17 protein-coding genes are annotated in these 22,706 nt (G+C 71.7%); 7 read left to right on the plus strand and 10 right to left on the minus strand.

Annotated elements, in window-relative coordinates; translation table 11 throughout:
- Window positions 1-22: 22 nt before the first annotated feature.
- From ACRAKF_RS11125 to ACRAKF_RS11170, 10 genes are all read right to left on the minus strand, one after another.
- Window positions 23-886 carry a pentapeptide repeat-containing protein gene (locus ACRAKF_RS11125; RefSeq protein WP_447036788.1) on the minus strand — a complete coding sequence of 288 codons (864 nt, stop codon included), beginning with the start codon at window positions 884-886 and terminating at the stop codon, window positions 23-25.
- A gap of 155 nt (window positions 887-1,041) precedes the next feature.
- Window positions 1,042-2,613 (minus strand): DEAD/DEAH box helicase, encoded by a 1,572-nt coding sequence (locus ACRAKF_RS11130; RefSeq protein WP_447036789.1) that lies wholly within the window; start codon window positions 2,611-2,613, stop codon window positions 1,042-1,044.
- A 141-nt stretch (window positions 2,614-2,754) separates the two neighbouring features.
- A complete protein-coding gene (locus ACRAKF_RS11135) occupies window positions 2,755-2,958 on the minus strand; it encodes a cold-shock protein (RefSeq protein ID WP_037661310.1) in 204 nt (67 codons plus the stop codon).
- A gap of 199 nt (window positions 2,959-3,157) precedes the next feature.
- Window positions 3,158-3,730: a dihydrofolate reductase family protein gene (locus tag ACRAKF_RS11140; RefSeq protein ID WP_447036790.1), complete on the minus strand. Its 573-nt coding sequence runs from the start codon at window positions 3,728-3,730 to the stop codon at window positions 3,158-3,160.
- 125 nt (window positions 3,731-3,855) lie between these two features.
- The gene (locus ACRAKF_RS11145) at window positions 3,856-4,731 is read right to left on the minus strand and encodes a carbohydrate ABC transporter permease (protein WP_447036791.1); all 876 of its coding nucleotides are present in this window, start codon (window positions 4,729-4,731) and stop codon (window positions 3,856-3,858) included.
- The gene (locus ACRAKF_RS11150; protein ID WP_447036792.1) at window positions 4,728-5,726 is read right to left on the minus strand and encodes a carbohydrate ABC transporter permease; all 999 of its coding nucleotides are present in this window, start codon (window positions 5,724-5,726) and stop codon (window positions 4,728-4,730) included. Before ACRAKF_RS11150 ends, ACRAKF_RS11145 begins: the two co-directional genes overlap by 4 nt.
- Before the next feature lie 37 nt (window positions 5,727-5,763).
- Window positions 5,764-7,029 carry a sugar ABC transporter substrate-binding protein gene (locus ACRAKF_RS11155; RefSeq protein WP_447036793.1) on the minus strand — a complete coding sequence of 422 codons (1,266 nt, stop codon included), beginning with the start codon at window positions 7,027-7,029 and terminating at the stop codon, window positions 5,764-5,766.
- Window positions 7,030-7,451: 422 nt separating this feature from the next.
- Window positions 7,452-8,912, minus strand: coding sequence for a glutamate synthase subunit beta (locus ACRAKF_RS11160; protein ID WP_447036794.1), 1,461 nt, complete (start codon window positions 8,910-8,912; stop codon window positions 7,452-7,454).
- Window positions 8,905-13,485: a glutamate synthase large subunit gene (gene gltB / locus ACRAKF_RS11165; RefSeq protein WP_447036795.1), complete on the minus strand. Its 4,581-nt coding sequence runs from the start codon at window positions 13,483-13,485 to the stop codon at window positions 8,905-8,907. The genes ACRAKF_RS11160 and gltB overlap by 8 nt, the downstream gene beginning before the upstream one ends.
- Window positions 13,486-13,821: 336 nt before the next feature.
- Window positions 13,822-14,553, minus strand: a complete 732-nt coding sequence (locus ACRAKF_RS11170) for a VIT1/CCC1 transporter family protein (RefSeq protein ID WP_447036796.1) — start codon at window positions 14,551-14,553, stop codon at window positions 13,822-13,824.
- A 260-nt stretch (window positions 14,554-14,813) separates the two neighbouring features.
- On the opposite strand from ACRAKF_RS11170, the gene ACRAKF_RS11175 reads away from it, so the two are divergent.
- The 7 genes from ACRAKF_RS11175 to ACRAKF_RS11205 are packed head-to-tail and all read left to right on the plus strand — an operon-like array spanning window position 14,814 to window position 22,681.
- Window positions 14,814-15,818: an ADP-ribosylglycohydrolase family protein gene (locus ACRAKF_RS11175; protein WP_447036797.1), complete on the plus strand. Its 1,005-nt coding sequence runs from the start codon at window positions 14,814-14,816 to the stop codon at window positions 15,816-15,818.
- On the plus strand, window positions 15,815-17,092 hold the full coding sequence (locus ACRAKF_RS11180; RefSeq protein WP_447036798.1) for an ADP-ribosylglycohydrolase family protein: 1,278 nt from the start codon (window positions 15,815-15,817) through the stop codon (window positions 17,090-17,092). Before ACRAKF_RS11175 ends, ACRAKF_RS11180 begins: the two co-directional genes overlap by 4 nt.
- Window positions 17,076-18,359: an ADP-ribosylglycohydrolase family protein gene (locus tag ACRAKF_RS11185; protein WP_447036799.1), complete on the plus strand. Its 1,284-nt coding sequence runs from the start codon at window positions 17,076-17,078 to the stop codon at window positions 18,357-18,359. The genes ACRAKF_RS11180 and ACRAKF_RS11185 overlap by 17 nt, the downstream gene beginning before the upstream one ends.
- A complete protein-coding gene (locus ACRAKF_RS11190; protein WP_447036800.1) occupies window positions 18,356-19,711 on the plus strand; it encodes an ADP-ribosylglycohydrolase family protein in 1,356 nt (451 codons plus the stop codon). Before ACRAKF_RS11185 ends, ACRAKF_RS11190 begins: the two co-directional genes overlap by 4 nt.
- The gene (gene rbsK / locus ACRAKF_RS11195; RefSeq protein WP_447036801.1) at window positions 19,708-20,661 is read left to right on the plus strand and encodes a ribokinase; all 954 of its coding nucleotides are present in this window, start codon (window positions 19,708-19,710) and stop codon (window positions 20,659-20,661) included. Before ACRAKF_RS11190 ends, rbsK begins: the two co-directional genes overlap by 4 nt.
- Entirely contained in the window at window positions 20,658-21,845 is a 1,188-nt protein-coding gene (locus ACRAKF_RS11200) for a CaiB/BaiF CoA transferase family protein (protein ID WP_447036802.1), read from the plus strand. Before rbsK ends, ACRAKF_RS11200 begins: the two co-directional genes overlap by 4 nt.
- The gene (locus tag ACRAKF_RS11205; RefSeq protein WP_447036803.1) at window positions 21,842-22,681 is read left to right on the plus strand and encodes an HpcH/HpaI aldolase/citrate lyase family protein; all 840 of its coding nucleotides are present in this window, start codon (window positions 21,842-21,844) and stop codon (window positions 22,679-22,681) included. The genes ACRAKF_RS11200 and ACRAKF_RS11205 overlap by 4 nt, the downstream gene beginning before the upstream one ends.
- Window positions 22,682-22,706 lie beyond the last annotated feature (25 nt).

Below are 22,706 nucleotides of genomic sequence, written 5' to 3' on the forward strand. Positions count from 1 at the left end.
AGCGCGACACGCAGGCGGGGCTCTAGGCCTCGGCCGGTGTCCAGTGGCCCGGGCGGTGCAAGGTGCTCGGCAGCTTCGTGCCGGCGTCGCCCTTGGCCGCGTTCACCTGCGACTGGGTGAGGAACAGCGCGCCGGTGAGGTCCGCGCCGCGCAGGTCCGCGTCGCGGAAGTCCACGCCGATCAGGTCGGCCTCCCGCAGGTCCGCGTCGCGGAGGTCGGCGCCGATCAGATAGGCGCCGCGGAGGTCGGCACCCTTGAGGTCGGCGGCCTTGAGCCGTGCGCCGATGAGGTCGGCGCCCCGGCGCTGCTTCTTCTTGCCGGTGGTGCCCTTGCGGACGAGTTCGCTGGTGCGCAGGAGCAGGGCGTTGACGTCCTGGCGGTGGGCGGCCACGTCGACGTCCGCCACGGCCTGGGGGGCGCCGGCGGCCAGTCGCTCCGTCTCCGCGAGGGCCTTCTTCAGCTCCGCGGTGATCGGGGCGGTCCGGGGGCGGCTCAGCGCGTCCGTCAGGTACCAGAGGAGCTCGTGGAGCTGCCGCACGACCGGGAAGACCTCGAACATGCGGCGGGCGGTGGCCTTGTCCTCGCGCCAGTCCGTGCCGTCGAAGGTGTGCTGCGAGACGTGCTGGCCCGCGCCGAAGCAGTCGTAGACCGTGCAGCCCTGGAAGCCCTTCTTCCGCAGGTCGCGGTGGATGCCGCAGCGGAAGTCCTCGCCGAGGTTGGTGCAGGGCTGTCCCGCGGCCTTGTTCACGGCGAAGTCCGCGGACCTGGTGAGGGTGAGCGCGACGCAGCAGAGCCCGAAGCAGTTGGCGCAGTCGGCGCGGAGCGCCGCGCGGTCGTCTCCGACGAGAGGCAGCGCGACGGTCTCGCGGCGGCGGTCCGGTGCCATGGGGGCTCCTCGTGGACGTCGTGCGGTGGGACGGGGCGCTCCACCCTACGGAGAGGCCCCCGCCACGGGGCAAACAGGGGGGCAAACAGGGGGTTCGCGTGGAAAACCCCGCCGCGGAGCGGCGAAAAGCCACCCGCGGCGGGGAAGGGTAAGCGTCAGGCCGCGCTGCGACGCCCGCCCTGCGCTCCCCCGGCCGGACGGCCCCTGCGGGGGCTGGCACCGGCCGAACCACGGGCCTGTCCCCCGCCCTGGCGGGGAACCCGGCGCTGCCCCTGCCCGGAGGGCGCCGCGGAGGCGCCACCGCGCGGCCGGCGCCGCCGCGTCCCCTGCCCGGAGGGCTGCGCGGGCTGCGGGACCTCGATGACCACCGGCACCCCCGAGGGCTCGCGCGCCCCGGTGATCCGTACGAGCTCCTCGTCGGAGGACGAGACCCGAGCCGTCCGGGGACGGATGTCCGCGTCGGACATCAGCCGCGTCATGTCCCGCTTCTCCTCGGGGAGGACGAGCGTGACGACACTGCCGGACTCCCCCGCGCGGGCGGTGCGCCCACCCCGGTGGAGGTAGTCCTTGTGGTCGGCGGGCGGATCGATGTTCACGACGAGGTCGAGGTCGTCGACGTGGATGCCGCGCGCCGCCACGTTCGTGGCGACCAGCGCCGTGACCTGCCCGGTCTTGAACTGGTCGAGCGTCCGGTTCCGCTGCGGCTGCGAGCGCCCGCCGTGCAGGCCGGAGGCCCGTACGCCGTTGGCGAGCAGCCGCTTGGTGAAGCGGTCCACGGCCCGCTTGGTGTCCAGGAACATGATCACGCGCCCCTCACGGGCGGCGATCCGCATGGCGACGGCCTTCTTGTCCGTCTCGTCGGCGACGTAGAGCACGTGGTGCTCCATCGTCGTGACGGCGCCCGCGGACGGGTCGACGGAGTGCACGACGGGGTCGGTGAGGAACATCCGGACGAGCCGGTCGATGTTCTTGTCGAGCGTCGCCGAGAACAGCATCGTCTGGCCGCCCTGCTCGACCTGCTTGAGCAGCGCCGTGACCTGCGGCATGAAGCCCATGTCGGCCATCTGGTCGGCTTCGTCGAGGACGGTCGTGCGCACCCGTGACAGGTCGCAGTCGCCGCGTTCGATCAGGTCCTTGAGGCGGCCGGGCGTGGCCACGAGGACCTCCGCGCCGCGACGCAGCGTGTTCGACTGCTTGCTGATCGACATGCCGCCGACGACCGTGGCGAGGCGCAGGTTGACCGAGGTCGCGTACGGGGTGAGCGCGTCCGTCACCTGCTGGGCCAGCTCACGCGTGGGGACCAGGACCATGGCGAGCGGGGACTTCGGCTCGGCGCGCTGTCCTGCCGTACGGGCCAGGAGGGCGAGGCCGAAGGCCAGGGTCTTGCCGGATCCGGTGCGCCCGCGGCCGAGGATGTCGCGGCCCGCGAGCGAGTTCGGAAGAGTGGCGGCCTGGATCGGGAAGGGGTCGGTGACACCCTGGGCGGCCAGCGTCTTCAGGAGGGCTTCGGGCATGTCGAGGTCGGCGAAGGCCTCGACGGCCGGCAGTGCGGGCGTGAGGCTCTCGGGCAGCGCGAATTCGCCGCCCTGGGCGGGCTTGGGCTTACGTCCCGCGGGCTTCCTCGCGGAACCCGCGGCGCCCTTCGCCTGGCCGGTCGGCCGCCCCCTGCCGCCTGCGTTCGTGGGGCGCTTGCGTGCGGGTCGTGCCGGGCCTTCGGAGCGGTTCATGCAGTAGTGCCTTCCTGATGCTGGACTTTCCGGACCTCTGAGCCGGTGCGGCTCTGGGCCCGTCGGGCCCGATGACAGCGCAAGCCGAGGCCCGCACCCGAAGGTGCGGGCCTCGGCTGTGAGGTTCGCGCGCTGCGACGATCAGGCAGGAACGATGTTCTCGGCCTGCAGGCCCTTCTGGCCCTGGGTCACGTCGAAGGAAACCTTCTGGCCCTCGAGGAGCTCACGGAAGCCCGAGGACGCGATGTTGGAGTAGTGGGCGAAGACGTCGGGGCCGCCGCCGTCCTGCTCGATGAAGCCGAAGCCCTTTTCCGAGTTGAACCACTTTACGGTGCCGGTTGCCATGTCAAATCTCCTCAACAGGGGCAGAGTATGAAGAATCACCGAATTGTGAGCCTTCAGCGCTGCAATGACCCCATCCGGAGAGAACCGGAAAAACAAATATGCGCCCTCGGAGCATTCCCGTCAGGCGCACATAAAGTTCATGGGTACCAAAACTGCAACACATAACTTTAACACGCCTCGGCGGCCGGTTGTTCCCGGCCTAGCGGACGACGTCGAAGACGTTCTTCTGCAGGCCGTTGGCGTACGCCTCGTGCTCGACGAGCCGCAGCTTCTGGGTGTCCTTGTCCGTCGCGCTGAAGAGCCGCTTGCCCGCGCCGAGCAGGAGCGGGAAGACGAGCAGGTGGTAGCGGTCGATCAGGCCGGCGTCGGAGAGGCCCTGGTTCAGGGTGGCGCTGCCGTGGACGATGATCGGGCCGCCCTCGGTCTCCTTCAGGGCGGCGACCTCGTCGAGCGTACGCAGGATCGTGGTCTCGCCCCAGTTCGTCACCAGGTCGCCCTCGGTGAGCGTGCCGGAGACGACGTACTTCGGCAGCGTCTTGTAGTCGGCGAAGTCCGCCATGTCGGGCCATGCGGCGCTGAACGCCTCGTAGCTGACCCGGCCGAGCAGCATCGCGGCGGCTTCCTTCTGCTCCCTGCCCTTGATCTCGAACGCCTCCGGCAGGAACTCCATGTCCTTGAACGTCCACCCGGAGTTACGGTAGCCGGGCTCGCCGCCCGGGGCCTCGACGACGCCGTCGAGGGAGATGAACGCGGTGCTGATCAGGGTACGCATCAGGGGTTCCTCGGGGTTGGGTTCCGGTTCTGCGGTGCTTGCCGTGCATGGTGTCTGACCGCGGGCACCGCGAAAACTCATCGGAGGTGGTCGAACTGCTTGCTCTCCGGGTCGCCGCCGCGGTGTCAGCCCTTGACCGCGCCCGCCGCCAGGCCCGAGCCCAGCTTGCGGTGCACGATCACGAAGAAGATCATCACCGGCACGGTGACCAGCGTGGAGCTGGCCATGACCGGGCCCCAGGACGTCGAGTTCTCCCCGAAGAACTGGTAGATGCCGACGGCGGCGGTGTACTTGTCGCTGCCCTTCATGAACGTGTACGCGAAGACGAACTCGTTCCACGCCGTGATGAAGGCGAAGATCGACGTGGCGACGAGCCCCGGCGCGACCAGCGGCAGCAGCACCGACCAGAACATCCGGAACCAGGAGGCCCCGTCGATGTAGGCGGCCTCCTCGATCTCCTTGGGGATGGTGGCGACGAAGCCGCGCAGCGTCCAGATCGCGAAGGGGAGCGAGAGCGCGATGTAGACGATGCTCAGGCCCAGCAGGGAGTTGAGCATTTCGTAGTCCCGCATCTGGATGAAGAGCGGGATGACGAGCGCTTCGAGCGGCACCATCTGCACGATCAGGATCATGATCAGTACGGAGGTGCGGAAGCGGAACTTGAACCGTGCCACCGCGATGGCCGCGAAGAGCGAGAGCAGTGCCGCCGCGGCGATCGTGGCGAGGCCGACGAGGGCGGAGTTCAGCAGGTAGGTGCCGAAGTTGCCCTTCTCGAAGACGAACGTGAAGTGTTCGAGGCTCAGGCCGCTCGGCAAGACGTCGGAGCCCCGGCTGATCGCCTTGGGGTCGAGTGCCGTGGAGATCATCCAGTACACGGGGAAGAGCGTGAAGACGAGCAGCGCGGTGACCGCGACCGGCAGTCCGATCCGCGAGCCGAGCGAGGTGCGGCGGCGGGGCTTGCCGGTGGCCGGCGGCCGGGCCGAGAGCTTGGCGGTGGTCACAGGTCCTCCTCCCCCTGTCGGAACAGCGTGCGGATGTAGACGATCGTGATGAGCAGGAGCAGCACGGTCAGCAGGACGGCGGCCGCGGCGCCCGCGCCGTAGTCGTTCTTGGCGAAGGCCTGGATGTAGGAGAAGACGCCGAGGTTGTAGACCTCTTCGTTGGAGCCGTCGCCGCCGGGCTGGAGATAGATCTGCGTGAAGACCTTGAAGTCCCAGATGGTGGAGAGGATGGTCACCACGAGGAAGACCGGCTTGATCGTCGGCACGGTGATGTTCCAGAACCGCTGCCAGGCGTTGGCGCCGTCCAGCTCCCCGGCCTCGTACAGCTCCTTGGGGATCGTCATCAGGCCCGCGAGGACGGTGATGGCGACGAACGGGAAGCCGTGGTGGATGACGTTCAGGGTGGCGATGGCGTAGAAGGGGCCGCGCTCGGTGAACCAGTTGGTGGTCTCCGGGTCGATCAGGCCGATGGAGCCCGCGATCTGGCTGACCATGCCGTCCTGCGGCTGGAAGAGCCAGATCCAGACGTACGTGCCCGTCACCGCGGGCATGGCCCAGGCGGCGAGGATCGCGATGGAGCAGATCAGCCGCCAGGTGACCCCGAGGCGGTTGAGCAGCAGCGCCACGAGCGTGCCGAGCCCCACGGTGAGGCCGACGCAGGCGACGGCGAAGAAGACGGTGTTGGGCAGGACGGTCTTCCACAGCAGGCTGCTGGAGAGCAGGTCGCTGTAGTGGTCGAACCCGGTGTAGGTGCCGACGCCGCCGCCGAACTTGACGGCGTAGTCCTGGAGGGAGAGCTTGCCGACCTGGATCAGCGGCCAGAGCAGCAGGCCGGCGAGGACCACCAGGGAGGGGGCGAGCAGGAGCCAGGGGCGGGTGATGTTGATCAGGTTCTTGCGGCGGCGGGCCGCTTCGGCTCCGCCCGTGTCCCGCTGGAGGGGGCCACGGCGGGCCGGAGTCTCCTCCGGCCCGTCGCCGACGAGCACGTCTGTCATGATGTCGCGTCCTTCACAGTGCCGAACTCGGCCTCGCTCACTTGTCCTTGGCGAAGATCGCGTCCATGTCCTCGGCGGCCTTGTCGGCGGCTTCCTGGACGGAGGCCTTGCCGGTCAGGATCGACTGGACCATACGGGGGATGACCTTGGAGGCCTGGATCTCACCGTAGGCCTTGGTCTTGGGGACCGTCGCGCCCGCTTCGAGCATCTGCTTGGCGAACGGCTCGACCAGCGGGTCCTTCTTCGCCGCGATCTTCTTCAGCTCGGAGTTCTGGCCGGGGAAGTAGTTGGTCTGGCCGGCCCACTTGGCGGCGAACTCGCCGGTGGTCAGCATCTTCACGAACTCCCAGGCGAGGGCCTTCTTGTCCGTGTCGAACGTGGACAGGTAGGAGCCGCCGAGGAAGGACTTGCTCATGCCGCCGTTCTCGCCCGGGATCGGCACCGCGCCGAGCTTGCCCTTGAGGTCGGGGTTGGCGTCGGTGATGGCCTTCGGGGTCCAGTTGCCGCCGATGGCCATGGCGATCTCGCTCTTGTTCCAGGCGTCGCCGACCTCCTTCTCGGTCCAGGTGTTGACCTTGGCCGGGGAGACCTTGTCCTTGGTGGCGAGGTCCGTGTAGAACTCGATGCCCTTGACCGCCTCGGGCGAGTTGATGCCCGACTTCCACTTGCCGCCGGACTCGGTGGCCAGCTCGCCGCCGGCGCCCCAGACGAAGGGGGCCGCGAACATCTCGGCGCCGCCCGCGACGGGGAAGGAGACCAGCTTCGGCTCCTTCTTCTTCAGCGTCGTGGCGACCGACCTGAGCTCCTTCCAGGTGGTCGGGGGCTTCAGGTCGTGCTTCTCGAAGATGTCCTTGCGGTAGACGATGGAGCGCACGCCCGCGTACCACGGCATGCCGTACTGCTTGCCGTCGAGCGTGCCCGCGTCCTTGAGGCCCTCGACGAGGTCGTCACCGAGGCCGGACTTCTTCACGTCGTCGGTGACGTCGACGAGGGCGTCCATCTCGGCGAACTGCGGCACCCAGGTGGTGCCGACCTCCGCCACGTCGGGCACCTGCTCGGCGCCGCCCTCGATGGCGGTGGTGAACTTCTTCTGGGCCGTGGCCCACTGCTGGTACTCGACCTTGATCTTGGCGCCGGTCTTCTTCTCGAAGGCTTCTCCGGCCTCCTTGAAGAACGGGCGGGCGTCGGGGTTGGTCCCCTCCATGATCCACACGGTCAGCGTCTTGCCCTTGCCGTCCGTGGCGCTGCCGCCCGTGTCGCCGTCATCGCCGCCGCACGCCGTGGCGGTCAGTCCGAGACTCATGGCGATACAACCAGCCGCGATGACACGTCGCTTCATGCCGGCCCCCTAGTGAGTAGTGCTGTTTCCTGCGCTGTCCGTCGTGGAGTGATTGTTGCCACACGGACTCCAGGCGGTCTAGACCCATCGGGGGCTGCTGCCGAACCGTAATGCGCATTGCGGCCAGCGCAATGCGCAACGAGTGTTGCGCCCCCCGCAACCGCACACGTCGGGCTCGCGGTCACGTACTCACTGAACTGCGGCATCGCGGAAAAGTCCCGCGAAATACGGCGTGTCGGCGGGATTTTCGCGCAATCAGCGGGATATCGCCGTCCGCACACGCCACGGCGCCCGCCCAGGTCCGGTCGGGGACGAGGCGGGCGCCGCTTCAGTTCCGTACTCCGTTGTACGGGACGTACTGGGGGAATCAGGCGGAACGGGTGGGGTCAGACCGTCAGGGCCCGGTCCGTCGGGCGGATCGGGGCGGGCAGGTCGCTCGCGCCGGTGAGGAAGCGGTCGACTCCGCGTGCCGCCGAACGGCCCTCGGCGATCGCCCAGACGATGAGCGACTGGCCGCGGCCCGCGTCGCCCGCGACGAAGACGCCGGGGACGTTCGTCTGGAACTCGGCGTCGCGTGCGACGTTGCCGCGCTCGTCGAGCTCCAGGGCGAACTGGTCCACCAGGCCGTTCTCCCGGTCCGTGCCGGTGAAGCCCATCGCGAGGGTGACGAGCTGGGCGGGGATCTTGCGCTCGGTGCCCGGCTTCGGGGTCAGCTTGCCCTCGATGAACTCGACCTCGACCATGTGCAGGAACTGGACGTTGCCGTCCTCGTCGCCCTCGAAGTGGGTCGTGTTGACGGCGTAGACCCGCTCGCCGCCCTCCTCGTGCGCGGAGGTGACCTTGTACAGCATCGGGAAGGTCGGCCACGGCTGGTGCGCGGCACGCTCCTCGCCCGGCTTCGGCATGATCTCCAACTGGGTCACGGAGGCCGCGCCCTGGCGGTGGGCCGTGCCCACGCAGTCCGCGCCGGTGTCGCCGCCGCCGATGACCACGACGTGCTTGCCCTCGGCGGTGATGGGGGGCGCCACGAAGTCGCCCTCCTGGACCTTGTTGGCGAGCGGCAGGTACTCCATGGCGAAGTGGATGCCGTTCAGGTCGCGGCCCGGCACGGGGAGGTCGCGGGAAATGGTGGATCCCGCGGCGATGACCACGGCGTCGTAGCGCTTGCGCAGCTTCGCCGCGTCGATGTCACGGCCGATCTCCACGCCGGTGCGGAACTTGGTGCCCTCCGCCCGCATCTGCTCGATGCGGCGGTTGATGTGCCGCTTCTCCATCTTGAACTCGGGGATGCCGTAGCGCAGCAGGCCGCCGATGCGGTCGGCGCGCTCGTAGACGGCGACGGTGTGGCCGGCCCGGGTGAGCTGCTGGGCGGCGGCGAGGCCCGCGGGGCCCGAGCCGATGACCGCGACGGTCTTGCCGGAGAGCCGCTCCGGGGCCTGGGGCGCGACGTCGCCGCGGTCCCACGCCTGGTCGATGATCGAGACCTCGACGTTCTTGATGGTCACGGGCGGCTGGTTGATGCCGAGCACGCACGCCGACTCGCACGGGGCCGGGCAGAGGCGGCCCGTGAACTCCGGGAAGTTGTTGGTGGCGTGCAGGCGCTCCTGCGCGGCCGACCAGTCCTCGCGGTAGGCGTAGTCGTTCCACTCCGGGATGAGGTTCCCGAGCGGACAGCCGTTGTGGCAGAACGGGATGCCGCAGTCCATGCAGCGCGAGGCCTGCTTGGAGATGATCGGGAGGAGCGAACCGGGAACGTAGACCTCGTTCCAGTCCTGGACACGCTCGCCGACCGGGCGGGTCTGCGCGACCTCGCGGCCGTGGTTGAGGAATCCCTTGGGATCAGCCATTGGTCGCCGCCTCCATCATCTTCTCGGTGATCTCGGTCTCGGAGAGACCGGCTCGCTCGGCGGCGTCCTTGGCGGCGAGCACTGCCTTGTACGTACTGGGGATGATCCTGCTGAAGCGGTCCACGGAGACGGACCACTCGGCGAGGAGCTTCTCGGCCACCGTCGAACCGGTCTCCTCGGCATGGCGGCGCACGACGTCGTGCAGCCACTGCTTGTCGGCCTCGTCAAGGGGTTCGACGGCCGCGAGGTTGCCGGCGTTGACGTTGTCGCGGTCGAGGTCGATGACGTACGCGATGCCGCCGGACATGCCGGCCGCGAAGTTGCGTCCGGTCTCGCCGAGGACGACCGCGTGGCCGCCGGTCATGTACTCGCAGCCGTGGTCGCCCACGCCCTCCGAGACGACCGTGGCACCGGAGTTGCGGACGCAGAAGCGCTCGCCGGTGCGGCCCCGCAGGAAGAGCTCGCCGCCGGTCGCGCCGTACGCGATGGTGTTGCCGGCGATCGTGGAGTACTCGGCGAGGTGGTCGGCGCCGCGGTCCGGGCGGACGATGATGCGGCCGCCGGACAGGCCCTTGCCGACGTAGTCGTTGGCGTCGCCCTCCAGGCGCAGCGTGACGCCGCGCGGGACGAAGGCGCCGAAGGACTGGCCCGCCGAGCCGGTGAACGTGATGTCGATGGTGTCGTCGGGCAGGCCCGCGCCGCCGAACTTCTTCGTCACCTCGTGGCCGAGCATGGTGCCGACCGTGCGGTTGATGTTGCGGATGGCGACCTGGGCGCGGACGGGCTGCGCGTCGGTGGCGCCGGCGGCCGAGAGCGCGTCGGCGGAGAGCTTGATCAGCTCGTTGTCGAGCGCCTTCTCCAGGCCGTGGTCCTGGGCGGCGATCTGGTGGCGCACGGCACCGGCGGGCAGGGCCGGCACGTGGAAGAGCGGTGCCAGGTCCAGGCCCTGCGCCTTCCAGTGCGTGACGGCCTTCTCGGTGTCGAGGAACTCGGCGTGGCCGACGGCCTCCTCGATGGAGCGGAAGCCCAGCTCGGCGAGGAGCTCGCGGACCTCTTCGGCGATGAACTCGAAGAAGTTGACGATGTACTCGGCCTTGCCGGTGAAGCGCTCGCGCAGCGCCGGGTTCTGCGTGGCGATGCCGACCGGGCAGGTGTCCAGGTGGCAGACGCGCATCATGACGCAGCCGGAGACGACGAGCGGCGCGGTCGCGAAACCGAACTCCTCGGCGCCGAGCAGCGCGGCGATGATGACGTCGCGGCCGGTCTTGAGCTGCCCGTCGGTCTGTACGACGATGCGGTCGCGCAGGCCGTTGAGCAGCAGGGTCTGCTGGGTCTCGGCGAGGCCGAGCTCCCAGGGGCCGCCCGCGTGCTTGAGCGAGGTCAGCGGGGACGCGCCCGTACCGCCGTCGTGGCCGGAGATGAGGACGACGTCCGCGTGGGCCTTGGAGACGCCCGCGGCGACCGTGCCGACGCCGACCTCGGAGACCAGCTTGACGTGAATCCGCGCCTGCGGGTTCGCGTTCTTCAGGTCGTGGATCAGCTGGGCGAGGTCCTCGATGGAGTAGATGTCGTGGTGGGGCGGCGGCGAGATGAGGCCGACGCCGGGCGTCGAGTGACGCGTCTTGGCGACCCACGGGTAGACCTTGTGTCCCGGTAGCTGGCCGCCCTCGCCGGGCTTGGCGCCCTGCGCCATCTTGATCTGGATGTCGTCGGCGTTGACGAGGTACTCGCTGGTCACGCCGAAGCGGCCGGAGGCGACCTGCTTGATGGACGAGCGGCGCGCCGGGTCGTACAGGCGGTCCGCGTCCTCGCCGCCCTCGCCGGTGTTGGACTTGCCGCCGAGCTGGTTCATGGCGATGGCGAGCGTCTCGTGCGCCTCGCTGGAGATCGAGCCGTACGACATGGCGCCGGTGGAGAACCGCTTGACGATCTCGGAGGCGGGCTCGACCTCGTCGAGGGGGACCGACGGGCGGTCCGACGTGAAGTTGAACAGGCCGCGCAGCGTCATCAGGCGCTCGGACTGCTCGTTCACGCGGTCCGTGTACTGCTTGAAGACGTCGTAGCGGCGGTTGCGCGTGGAGTGCTGGAGGCGGAAGACCGTCTCGGGGTCGAACAGGTGCGGTTCGCCCTCGCGGCGCCACTGGTACTCGCCGCCGATGTCGAGGGCGCGGTGTGCCGAGGGGACGCCGGAGGCCGGGTAGGCCTTGGCGTGCCGGGCGGCGACCTCCTGGGCGATGACGTCGAGACCGGCGCCGCCGATCTTCGTCGTCGTACCGCTGAAGTACCGCTCGACGAAGGACCGCTCAAGGCCGACGGCCTCGAAGACCTGGGCGCCGCGGTAGGAGGCGACGGTGGAGATGCCCATCTTGGACATGACCTTCAGGACGCCCTTGCCGAGCGCGTAGATCAGGTTGCGGATGGCCTGCTCGGCCTCGATGCCGGGCAGGAACGTGCCCGCGCGGACGAGGTCCTCGACGGACTCCATCGCCAGGTACGGGTTGACGGCCGCGGCGCCGTAGCCGATGAGGAGGGCCACGTGGTGGACCTCGCGCACGTCGCCCGCCTCCACGAGCAGCCCCACCTGGGTGCGCTGCTTGGTGCGGATGAGGTGGTGGTGGACGGCGGAGGTGAGCAGCAGCGAGGGGATCGGCGCGTGCTCGGCGTCGGAGTGCCGGTCGGAGAGCACGATCAGGCGGGCGCCGGCCTCGATGGCGGCGTCGGCCTCGGAGCAGATCTCGTCGATGCGGGCGGCGAGTGCCTGGCCGCCGTCGCCGACGCGGTAGAGGCCGGAGAGGGTGACGGCCGTCATGCCGGGCATGTCGCCGTCGGCGTTGATGTGTATGAGCTTGGCCAGCTCGTCGTTGTCGATGACCGGGAAGGGCAGCGTGACGCTGCGGCACGACGCGGCCGTCGGTTCGAGCAGGTTGCCCTGCGGGCCGAGCGAGCTGTGCAGGGAGGTGACGAGCTCTTCACGGATGGCGTCGAGCGGCGGGTTGGTGACCTGCGCGAAGAGCTGCGTGAAGTAGTCGAAGATCAGCCGCGGGCGCTCGGAGAGGGCCGCGATGGGGGTGTCCGTGCCCATGGAGCCGAGCGGCTCGCCGCCGGTCTTGGCCATCGGGGCGATGATGATGCGCAGCTCTTCCTCGGTGTAGCCGAAGGTCTGCTGGCGGCGCGTGACGGAGGCGTGCGTGTGCACGATGTGCTCGCGCTCGGGCAGGTCGGAGAGCTCGATCTCGCCGGCCTCCAGCCACTCCTGGTACGGCTTCTCGGCGGCGAGGCCCGCCTTGATCTCGTCGTCCTCGACGATGCGGTGCTCGGCGGTGTCGACGAGGAACATGCGGCCGGGCTGGAGGCGGCCCTTGCGGACGACCTTGGCCGGGTCGATGTCGAGGACGCCGACCTCGGAGCCGAGGACGACGAGGCCGTCGTCGGTGACCCAGTAGCGGCCGGGGCGCAGACCGTTGCGGTCGAGCACGGCGCCGACCTGGACGCCGTCGGTGAAGGTGACGCAGGCGGGGCCGTCCCAGGGCTCCATCATCGTGGAGTGGAACTGGTAGAAGGCGCGCCGTGCCGGTTCCATCGAGGCGTGGTTCTCCCAGGCCTCGGGGATCATCATCAGGACGGAGTGCGGGAGGGAGCGTCCGCCGAGGTGCAGGAGTTCGAGCACCTCGTCGAAGGACGCCGAGTCGGAGGCGTCGGGCGTACAGATCGGGAAGACGCGCGCGAGGTCCTTGTCGTCGCGGTCGCCGCCGAACAGGTCGGAGGCGAGCTGGGACTCGCGGGCCCGCATCCAGTTGCGGTTGCCCTTGACGGTGTTGATCTCGCCGTTGTGCGCGACGAAGCGGTACGGGTGCGCGAGCGGCCAGCTCGGGAACGTGTTCGTCGAGAAGCGGGAGTGGACGAGCGCGACGGCGGTGGCGAAGCGGCGGTCCGACAGGTCGGGGAAGAACGGCTCCAGCTGGCCGGTGGTCAGCATGCCCTTGTAGACGATCGTGCGGGCGGAGAGCGAGGGGAAGTAGGTCCCGGCCTCGCGCTCGGCGCGCTTGCGCAGCATGAACGCCTTGCGGTCCAGGGCCAGGCCGCTGTTCTCGCCGTCGGCCACGAAGATCTGCCGGAAGACGGGCATCGTCGAGCGGGCGGTGGCGCCGAGCAGCTCGGGGGCGACGGGAACGTCGCGCCAGCCGAGGACGGTGAGGCCCTCTTCCGAGGCGATCGTCTCGATCTGTGAGACGGCGGCGTCAGTGGTGCCCGCGGTGTCGACGGGCAGGAAGGCGATGCCTACCGCATAGGCACCGGCCGCGGGCAGTTCGAATCCGGCCACTTCCCGCAGGAACGCGTCCGGGACCTGGAGCAGGATGCCCGCGCCGTCACCGGAGTCGGGCTCGGAGCCGGTGGCGCCGCGGTGTTCGAGGTTGCGCAGTACCGTCAGCGCCTGTTCGACCAGCTCATGGCTGGCAACACCGGTGAGGGTGGCCACGAACCCGACACCGCAGGCGTCGTGTTCGTTACGGGGGTCGTACATGCCCTGGGGGGCGGGGCGACCATCCATGGGCGACCAGGCGTGGGTACGCATCGGCACTCCCGTCGTCGTCGAGGCTGGGGGACCTCCCAGGCCTAGCGGGCTCTGGGGGTACGTGAGGCGAGGGACGACTTTGGCCCTGGCGAAATTTCGTGCAGGTTACATGATGGAACGCTTCTCGAAAAGCGGATACTTCATTCCACCATGTGGACACCGGCCGCGCAGGTGGGGCGGAACGGAGGGGGCGCGGCGGACAGATCGATGGCCGGCGGCCCAAAGCGACACAGGCCTCATTGCCCGCAGCGCTTACGGCTCATGCCCGCTGGTCACAGAGTCGAAACCGCCGATTAACGGTTACTTATGCAACAACCTGTATAGCCCTGCGAGCGCTCATCCTACGGCCGTACCGAACAGAGTGCCCAGGACGTACGTCACACCGGCCGCCGCGCCGCCGAGCGCGAGCTGCCGCAGACCGCTGAACCACCAGGACCGCGCGGTCACCTTGGCGACCACGGCACCGCAGGCGAAGAGCCCGATCAGGGCGAGCAGCAGGGCGGGCCAGAGCGCGGTGGCACCGAGCAGATACGGCAGTACGGGGAGCAGCGCGCCGAGCGCGAAGGCGCCGAAGGAGGACACCGCGGCCACGGCCGGCGACGGCAGGTCCCCGGGGTCGATGCCGAGCTCTTCGCGGGCGTGTATCTCCAGGGCCTGCTCGGGGTCCGCGGAGAGCTGCCGGGCGACCTCGCGGGCCAGCTCCGGCTCGACGCCGCGCGACGCGTACAGCGCGGCGAGCTCCTTCTCCTCGTCCTTGGGGTGCTTGCGCAGCTCCATCCGCTCGATGTCCAGCTCGGCCTCGACCAGCTCGCGCTGGGAGGCGACGGAGGTGTACTCGCCCGCCGCCATGGAGAAGGCACCGGCCGCGAGACCGGCGAGGCCGGTGATGACGATGGTCTGATGGGCGACGGACCCGCCCGCGACACCGGTCATCAGCGCCAGGTTGGACACGAGTCCGTCCATCGCCCCGAAGACGGCGGGGCGCAGCCAGCCGCCGTTCACGTCACGGTGTGTGTGGTTGTCGCGGTGCGCCTCGTGCAGCGTCGCTTCGGTCTCGATGATGGCCATGGTGTGTGGACCCCCTCAATGTTTGGACGACGTCGAAAGTACGCTCCAAAAAAGCCCCCCGCCAGCAAGGAAGGCCGTACTTACCTGCGAAAACGCGCTTCGGCGGGGTGGTCGGAGCGCGGCCCCTGTGCGCGGTTCGGCGCACGGTTCGGAGCGCGGCGAAGGGGTGATCCGAGCCCCGTCATGCTCCTGTGAGCGGCTCACGTGGCAGGGATGCAGGAACACGCGGTCCAGTTGTCCGCGTGACAGGGAGGCACGGCATGGCATCCACCGCATGCGTTACGTCGGTCCCGGCGCCCGGCGGCGCCGAAGAGCTCCGCGAGCGGGCGCGGGGCGCGCTCCTCGGCCTGGCGGTCGGTGACGCGCTGGGCGCGCCCGCGGAGAACATGAAACCGTCCGAGATCCGCGCCCGCTGGGGCCGCATCACCGGTTACGTCGCGGAGCACCCGGCGGGCACCGACGACACGGAGTACGCGATCTTCTCCGGGCTGCTGCTCGCCCGGCACGGGTCTGCGCTGACCGTCGCCCACGTCGAGACCGCCTGGCACCAGTGGATCGCCGACCTCGACGTCCCCTTCCGGGGTGCGGGCTTCTCCGAGCGCGGCACGCTGGAGAACCTGCGGCGGGGACTCGCCGCGCCCATCTCCGCCCAGCACCGGCACGCCTGGAGCGACGGTCTCGCGATGCGGGCCGCCCCCTTCGGGGTCTTCGCCGCGGGGCGCCCCGCGGAGGCGGCGCGGCTCATCGCCATCGACGGCTCGGTCAGCCATGACGGTGAGGGGATCTACGGGGGCCAGGCGGTCGCCGCGGGTGTCGCGGCGGCCATGGCCGGGGCCCGCGTCGACGCCGTCGTGGCGGCGGCGCTCTCCGCCATCCCTTCGGACAGCTGGACCTCGCGGTCGCTGCGTCGGGCGGTGGCCGTGGCCGACCGGGGGGAGCGGGCGGTGCGCTCCGCGGTGGTCATCGGGGGGTATCCCTGGACCGACCTCGCCCCTGAGGCGGTGGGGCTCGCCTTCGGCGCGTACGCGGCGGGGCGCGGGGACTTCCGGTGCGCGGTGCTCGCCGCGGTGAACATGGGGCGGGACGCGGACACCACCGGGGCCGTGGCGGGGGCGCTGGCCGGGGCCACGTGCGGGGTCTCGTCCATCCCCGCCGCCTGGGCCGCGGGGGTCGGCGCGGCCCGGGGGAGCTGTCTGCCCTCCATGCGGGGGCATCACGTGTTGGACGTGGCCGATCTGCTCGTGCCCGAGGGGGAGGCGGCATGACCCCCGACAACCCCGCCGCGCCCCGGCGGATCTCTCCCGGCCGTCCGCCCGTTCACCCCGCGGCCGGGGTGGGCAGGCAGCTTGCGGCGACGGGGGCGGTGGCGGGGCCGAGCGGCACGGGTCGAGGCGGGGCCGCCGGCGCCCGTACCGAAGGGCTGCTCCTCGGCCTTGCCGCGGGGGACGCCGCCGGGTGGCCCGCCGCCCGGCACCGGGCCAGCCGGATGCCGGAGTGGACCCGGCGGCTCACCCGCGAGCTGGACACCTTCGCCGAGCAGAACGCCACGACCACCCTGCCCGTACCGATCGCCCTGAACCAGCCCCCCGAGCCGCTCCGCCTCGGCCCCTCGGACGACGCCGAATGGGCGGCGTTCACCGCGGAGTCACTGCTCCGCGCCGCGGACGGCACGCTGGATCCCGCGCTGCCCCTGGACCGCCGGGTCCGCGCGGCGCTGGACCTCGCGTGGTCGGCCCTGGCCGCCGAGGTCGCCGCCGCCGCGGCCCGCGCCCCGGAGGTGGAGTCCGCGGTGCTGCCCCTGCGCGCCCGTATCTCCGTGCGCGCGGGCCTCGGCAACCTCGCCACCGGCCTGCGCCCGCCCGCCACCGGCCACGACAACCCGCACTTCTTCGACGACGCCGCCTGCGTACGGGCCTGCGTGCTCGCCCTGGTCCACCCCGGCGACCCCGAACAGGCCGCCGCCCTGGCGGAGTTCGACGCCCGCTACACCCAGGACGGCGACGGCACCCACGGCGCCCGCGCGATGGCCGCGGCGATCGCGGCCGCCCTCGGCGGCGCCGACGTCGACACCTCCGTGGACGCCGCGCTCGACCGGCTCCCCGAGCACACGGAGATCGGCCGCAACGCCCGGCACGCGGTGAAGCTCGCCCGCGACGCCGAGTGCGCCTTCGACCTCGTACCGCTGCTTGAACATCAGATCGTCGACCACGTGTACAGCTACGGGATCGCCGCCGCCGAGACGGTCCCGGTGGCCCTCGCCCTGGCCAGCGCCGCCCGTGGCCGCATCCGCGAGGCGGTGCCCGCCGCCGCGTGCCTGTCCCGCGTCGCCGACTCGGCGCCCGCCCTGGCCGGGGCGCTGACCGGTGCGCTCGGCACGGCGGCCGCGGTCCCCGAGGCGTGGCGCGACGCCTGCCGGACCCTCTCCGGCTGTGCGCTGCCCCGCCTCGCGGGGACGGACCTGGTGGAACTCGCCGGGCACCTGGCAGCCACGGAACTGGCCGCTCCAGGTGGACAATCCCGACATGACGCCCAGATCTAGCCAGCTCACGGCCGACGCCCCGCCCTCCGACTCCCCCGACCTCGACCCCGCCTCCGCACCCGCACCCGCACCCGCACCCGCACCCGCACCCGGCACTCTCGGTGACCGCATCACCGGCAGCCTTCTCGGCGCGGCGGTCGGCGACGCGCTCGGCGGGCCCGTCGAGGGGTACTCACCCGAGCAGATCACCGAGCGGCACGGCGGTCGCGTCGAAGGCGTCGTCGGCCCCTGGGACGGCCGCCGATGGCGCACGGCCCGGCCCATCGCGCCGTACCACAAGGGCGACGGGCACATCACCGACGACACCTTGATGACGCACGCGCTCATCCGGGTCTACGGCACCGTCCGGGACCACCTCGACGCGTACGCGGTCGCCGACCACCTGGTGCCCGACCTGATGACGACCCCGCGCTGGATCCCGGAACTGGAGGCCGACGCCCTCCCCCTGCACCGGATCTTCCTCGCCGAGAAGTGGCTCGTCGCCCGCCTCCACTACGGGCACGTCGACCCGCGCGAGGCCGGTTCCGGCAACATCGTCAACTGCGGGGCCGCGATGTACATGGCGCCGGTCGGCCTGGTCAACGCGGCCGATCCCGAACGCGCCTACGCCGAGGCCCTGGACATCGCGGGCGCCCACCAGTCCTCGTACGGCCGCGAGGCGGCGGGCGTCTTCGCGGCGGCGGTCGCGGCGGCCTGCGCGCCGGGCGCCACGGTGACCTCGGTGGTCGAGGCGTGCCTGACCCTGGCCAGGGACGGCACGCGCGCCGCGATCGAGGCGGTCGTGGACGTGGCGGGGCGCCACCATGACGTGGAGGCGGCCATCGGGCCTCTGCGCGCCGCCGTCGCCCCCTTCGACACCGTCGGCCCCGACTACCGCGCCCCGTCCCTCGGCGCCCGCCGGCCCTCCCGGCTGCACTCCGTCGAGGAGCTGCCCATCGCCCTCGGCATGCTCGTGACCGGCGGGGCCGACTACCGCCGCACGGTCCTCGGCTCGGTCAACTACGGCCGCGACTGCGACTCCATCGCGACGATGAGCGGCGCGCTCGTGGGCGCCCTGCACGGCGAGGCCGCCGTCCCCGCGGAGTGGGCCGCGACGGTGTCCGCGGCGAGCCGCGTCGACCTGCGCTCCCCCTCCGCGGCCCTCACGGAGGTCGCCCGGGAGATCTTCGCCCGTGACGTACGTCGTCGCCGCGCCCACGAGGCAGCGTTCTCCGCCCTGGCGACCCCGACTCCGCCGGCCGCTCCCCCGTCGGCGGTCGCCCCGTGAGTCGCGTGACCTGGGTTCAGCCCGAGGACCTGGTCGGCCATGAGCTGCGGCAGGCGGACGAGGACGGGCGGGACGCCTCCTCCGTACGCTCCCGCTGGCTCGCGGCGGGCGGCCATCCGGCGCCGGCCCGAGCGGGCGCCTCCCCGCTCCCGGCCCCGCCGCACCTGCGGGCCCTGGCCGAGCGGCTCCTCGACGAGCTGGCACGGCTCCCCTACCCGGCCGGGGAACAGCCGGCAGGACCGCCGGACACCGGACCGGCAACAGCCGTCGCCCCCGGCCTGCGGGACCGCCTGCACGCCGCCTGGCTGGGCAGGGCCGCGGGCTGCGTGCTCGGCAAGCCGGTCGAGAAGCTGCCCCTCGACGGCATCCGCAGGATCGCGGCGGCGACCGGCAACTGGCCGCTGACCGGCTGGTTCACCGAGAGGGGCCTGCCGCCCGCGCTCAAGGCCGCGTACCCCTGGAACAGGCGTTCGGCGGCCAACTCCCTCGCCGAGAACATCGACGGAACGCCCGAGGACGACGACCTCAACTACCCCCTTCTCCACCTCCTCCTGATCCAGCGCCACGGCAGGGACTTCACCACCGCGGACGTGGCGCGGCTCTGGCTGGACGAACTTCCCGCGGGCCGCACCTTCACCGCCGAGCGCGTCGCGTACCGCAACCTCCTCCAGGGCTTCGAACCGCCGCACACCGCCGTCCACCACAATCCGTTCCGCGAGTGGATCGGCGCCCTGATCCGCGCCGACGTACACGGCTGGACGAACCCCGGCGACCCCGGAGCCGCCGCCGAACAGGCCCGGCGGGACGCGGAGTTGAGCCATACGGCGAACGGCGTGCACGGCGCGGAGTTCGCCGCGGCCACGATCGCCGCGGCGGCCGGCGGACACGCGGACGTCCACCAGTGCCTACGGGCGGGCCTCGCCGCCGTACCGCCGCGCTCACGCCTGGCCCGCGCCGTGCGCGACGCCGTCCAACTGGCCTCCGCCACACGGCACTTCGACGACGTGGTGGACCGCCTGCACGCCACCCACGGCCACTATCACTGGGTCCACGTGGTCCCCAACGCCGCGCTCGTCGCCGCCGCCCTCACCCACGCCGACGGGGACTTCGGCGGCTCCATCACCCGCGCGGTCTCCGGCGGCTGGGACACCGACTCCAACGGCGCGACCGCGGGCTCGGTCGCGGGCCTGCTCGCCGGGCACCCGGACGCGCTCCCCGAGCACTGGACGGCGCCCCTGAAGAACCGGCTCGCCACCTCCGTCGGCGACTTCGACGGCATCGGCTTCGACACTCTCGCGGACCTCACCGCCGCGCTCACCGCACCCACCGCCCCGGAGGCACCCCGCCCATGACGCCCACCCCCCACATCGCCGTCCTCGGCAGCGCCAACATGGACCTCGTCACCTACGTCGCCAGGGCCCCGCGGCGCGGCGAGACCGTGACGGGCCGTGAGTTCCGTACGATCCCCGGCGGCAAGGGCGCCAACCAGGCCGTCGCGGCGGCCCGCGCGGGCGCCACCGTCTCGATGATCGGCGCGGTCGGCACCGACTCCTACGGCACCCAGCTCCGGTGCGCCCTCGCGCAGTCCGGCGTCGACACGGACCTGTTGCGCACCGTCGACACCCAGTCGGGCACCGCGCACATCGTCGTCGACGACGAGGGCGGCAACGCCATCGTCGTCATCCCCGGCGCCAACGGCACCGTCGACGCCCTCTCCGCGAGCGACGAGGCCCTGATCGCCGCCGCCGACGCCCTGCTGCTCCAGCTCGAAGTCCCGGTCGACAGCGTGCTCGCCGCCGCGCGGACCGCCCGCGGCCACGGGGTGCGCACGATCCTCACCCCGGCCCCCGCCCAGCCGCTGCCGGACGCGCTCCTCGCGGCGACCGACCTGCTGCTGCCCAACGAGCACGAGGCCCGCACGCTCACCGGCATCCGCGACGACCCGCGGGCCGCCGCGCTCTCGCTGCTCTCGCACGTCCCCGAGGTCGTCGTCACGCTCGGCTCGCGCGGCAGCCTGTACGCAACCCGGGGCGCCGAACCGGTCACGGTCCCCGCCCGGCGGACCACGGCGGTCGACACCACCGGCGCGGGCGACACCTTCGCGGGGGCCCTGGCCGTGGCGCTCGCCGAAGGGCGGCCCATGGTGGACGCGCTCGGCTGGGCGTCGGCGGCCGCGGCGCTCTCGGTGAAGCGGCCGGGGGCTTCGGCGTCCATGCCGTACCGCAAAGAGATCGACGCCCAGACGGACACCGCGGACACCGCGGACACCGCGGACACCGCGCCGAACGGCATTCCCTCATGACGCCGCCGCTCACCGGGCTGCGCGTCCTCGACCTGGCGACCCTCTTCGCGGGGCCCCTCGCCGCGACGATGCTCGGCGACTTCGGCGCGGAGGTCATCAAGGTCGAGCACCCCACGCGCCCCGACCCCTCCCGAGGCCACGGCCCGTCGAAGGACGGCGTCGGCCTCTGGTGGAAGCTGCTCGGCCGCAACAAGCGGACGATGACGCTCGACCTGTCGACGCCCGGGGGCCGCGGGACGCTCCTGCGCCTGGCCGCCACCGCCGATGTGATCGTCGAGAACTTCCGCCCCGGCACCCTGGAGAAGTGGGACCTGGGCTGGGCGGAGCTGAGCGCCGCCAACCCCCGGCTCGTCCTCGCCCGCGTCACCGGCTTCGGCCAGTTCGGCCCCTACGCCCGCCGCCCCGGCTTCGGCACCCTCGCCGAGGCGATGAGCGGCTTCGCCGCGATCACCGGCGACCCGCAGGGCCCGCCCACGCTGCCGCCCTTCGGCCTCGCCGACTCCATCGCGGGGCTCGCGACCGCGTACGCGGTGATGACGGCGCTCGCCGCCCGCGACCGCACGGGGCGCGGCCAGGTGGTGGACATGGCGATCATCGAGCCGATCCTCACGGTCCTCGGCCCGCAGCCGCTCTGGTACGACCAGCTCGGACACGTACAGCCCCGCACGGGCAACCGCTCCACGAACAACGCGCCGCGCAACACCTACCGCACCGCCGACGGCGGCTGGGTCGCCGTCTCCACCTCCGCGCAGTCCATCGCCGAACGCGTGATGCGCCTGGTCGGCCGCCCCGAACTGATCGACGAGCCGTGGTTCGGCACGGGCGCGGACCGGGCCCGCCACGCGGACGTCCTCGACGGGGCGGTCGGCGCCTGGATCGCCCGGCACACCCGCGCCGAGGTGATCGACGCCTTCGAGAAGGCGGAGGCGGCGGTCGCGCCCGTTCAGGACGTGCGCGACGTCATGGCCGACCCGCAGTACGCGGCCCTGTCCACGATCACCACCGTCGACGACCCGGAGCTGGGGCCGCTGCGCATGCAGAACGTCCTCTTCCGGCTCTCCGAGACCCCCGGCGGCATCGGCTGGGCGGGCCGGCCGCACGGCGCGGACACCGACGCCGTCCTCACCGAACTCGGCCTGTCGCCCGAGGAGATCTCCACCCTGCGCAAGGAGGGCGCCCTGTGACCGCACCATCCCCGCTGACCTGGCTGTACGTCCCCGGAGACCGGCCCGATGTGGTGGTCAAGGCCCTGCACGCGGGCGCCGACGTGGTGATCGTCGACCTGGAGGACGCGGTCGCCCCCGACCGCAAGGAGTACGCGCGAGCGGCGACCGCCGAGCTCCTCTCGGAACCCCGGCCGCACGCCGTGCCCGTCCATGTCCGGGTGAACGCCCTGGACGGCCCCTTCGCCGAGACCGATCTCCGCACGATCGCCCCGCTCCCCGGCCTCGCGGGGCTGCGGCTGCCCAAGGTCACCTCCCGTGCCGAGGTCGTCCGGGTCGCGGACCGTGCCGTGCCGTCCGACGGCGGCGCGCCGATCCTGCACGCCCTGCTCGAATCGGCGCTCGGCCTGGAACACGCCTTCGCCATCGCCTCCGCGCACCCGGCCCTGCACGGGATCTCCCTCGGCGAGGCCGACCTCCACGCGGACCTGGGCGTACGTGAGGACGCGGGCCTGGACTGGGCTCGCTCCCGCGTGGTGGTGGCGGCGCGTGCGGCGGGTCTCGCGCCGCCCGCCCAGTCGGTCCACCCCGACATCCGCGACCTGGCGGGCCTGGCCGCGTCCTGCGCGCGGGGCCGCAACCTCGGTTTCCTCGGCCGCGCGGCGATCCATCCCCGCCAGCTCCCGGTGATCGAGCGGGCCTATCTGCCGACTCCCGCGGAGGTCGAACAGGCGGAACAGATCATCGAAGCGGCGGCGACGAACGGGGGCGCCCAGGCCCTGCCGGGCGGCCGTTTCGTGGACAGGGCGGTGGTGGAGGGCGCCCAGCGGGTCCTGGCCCTGGCCGACCGCGCATGAGCCCGCACGCGGAGACGGAACGGGG

It is taken from the genome of Streptomyces sp. DSM 118878 (genome assembly GCF_052936595.1).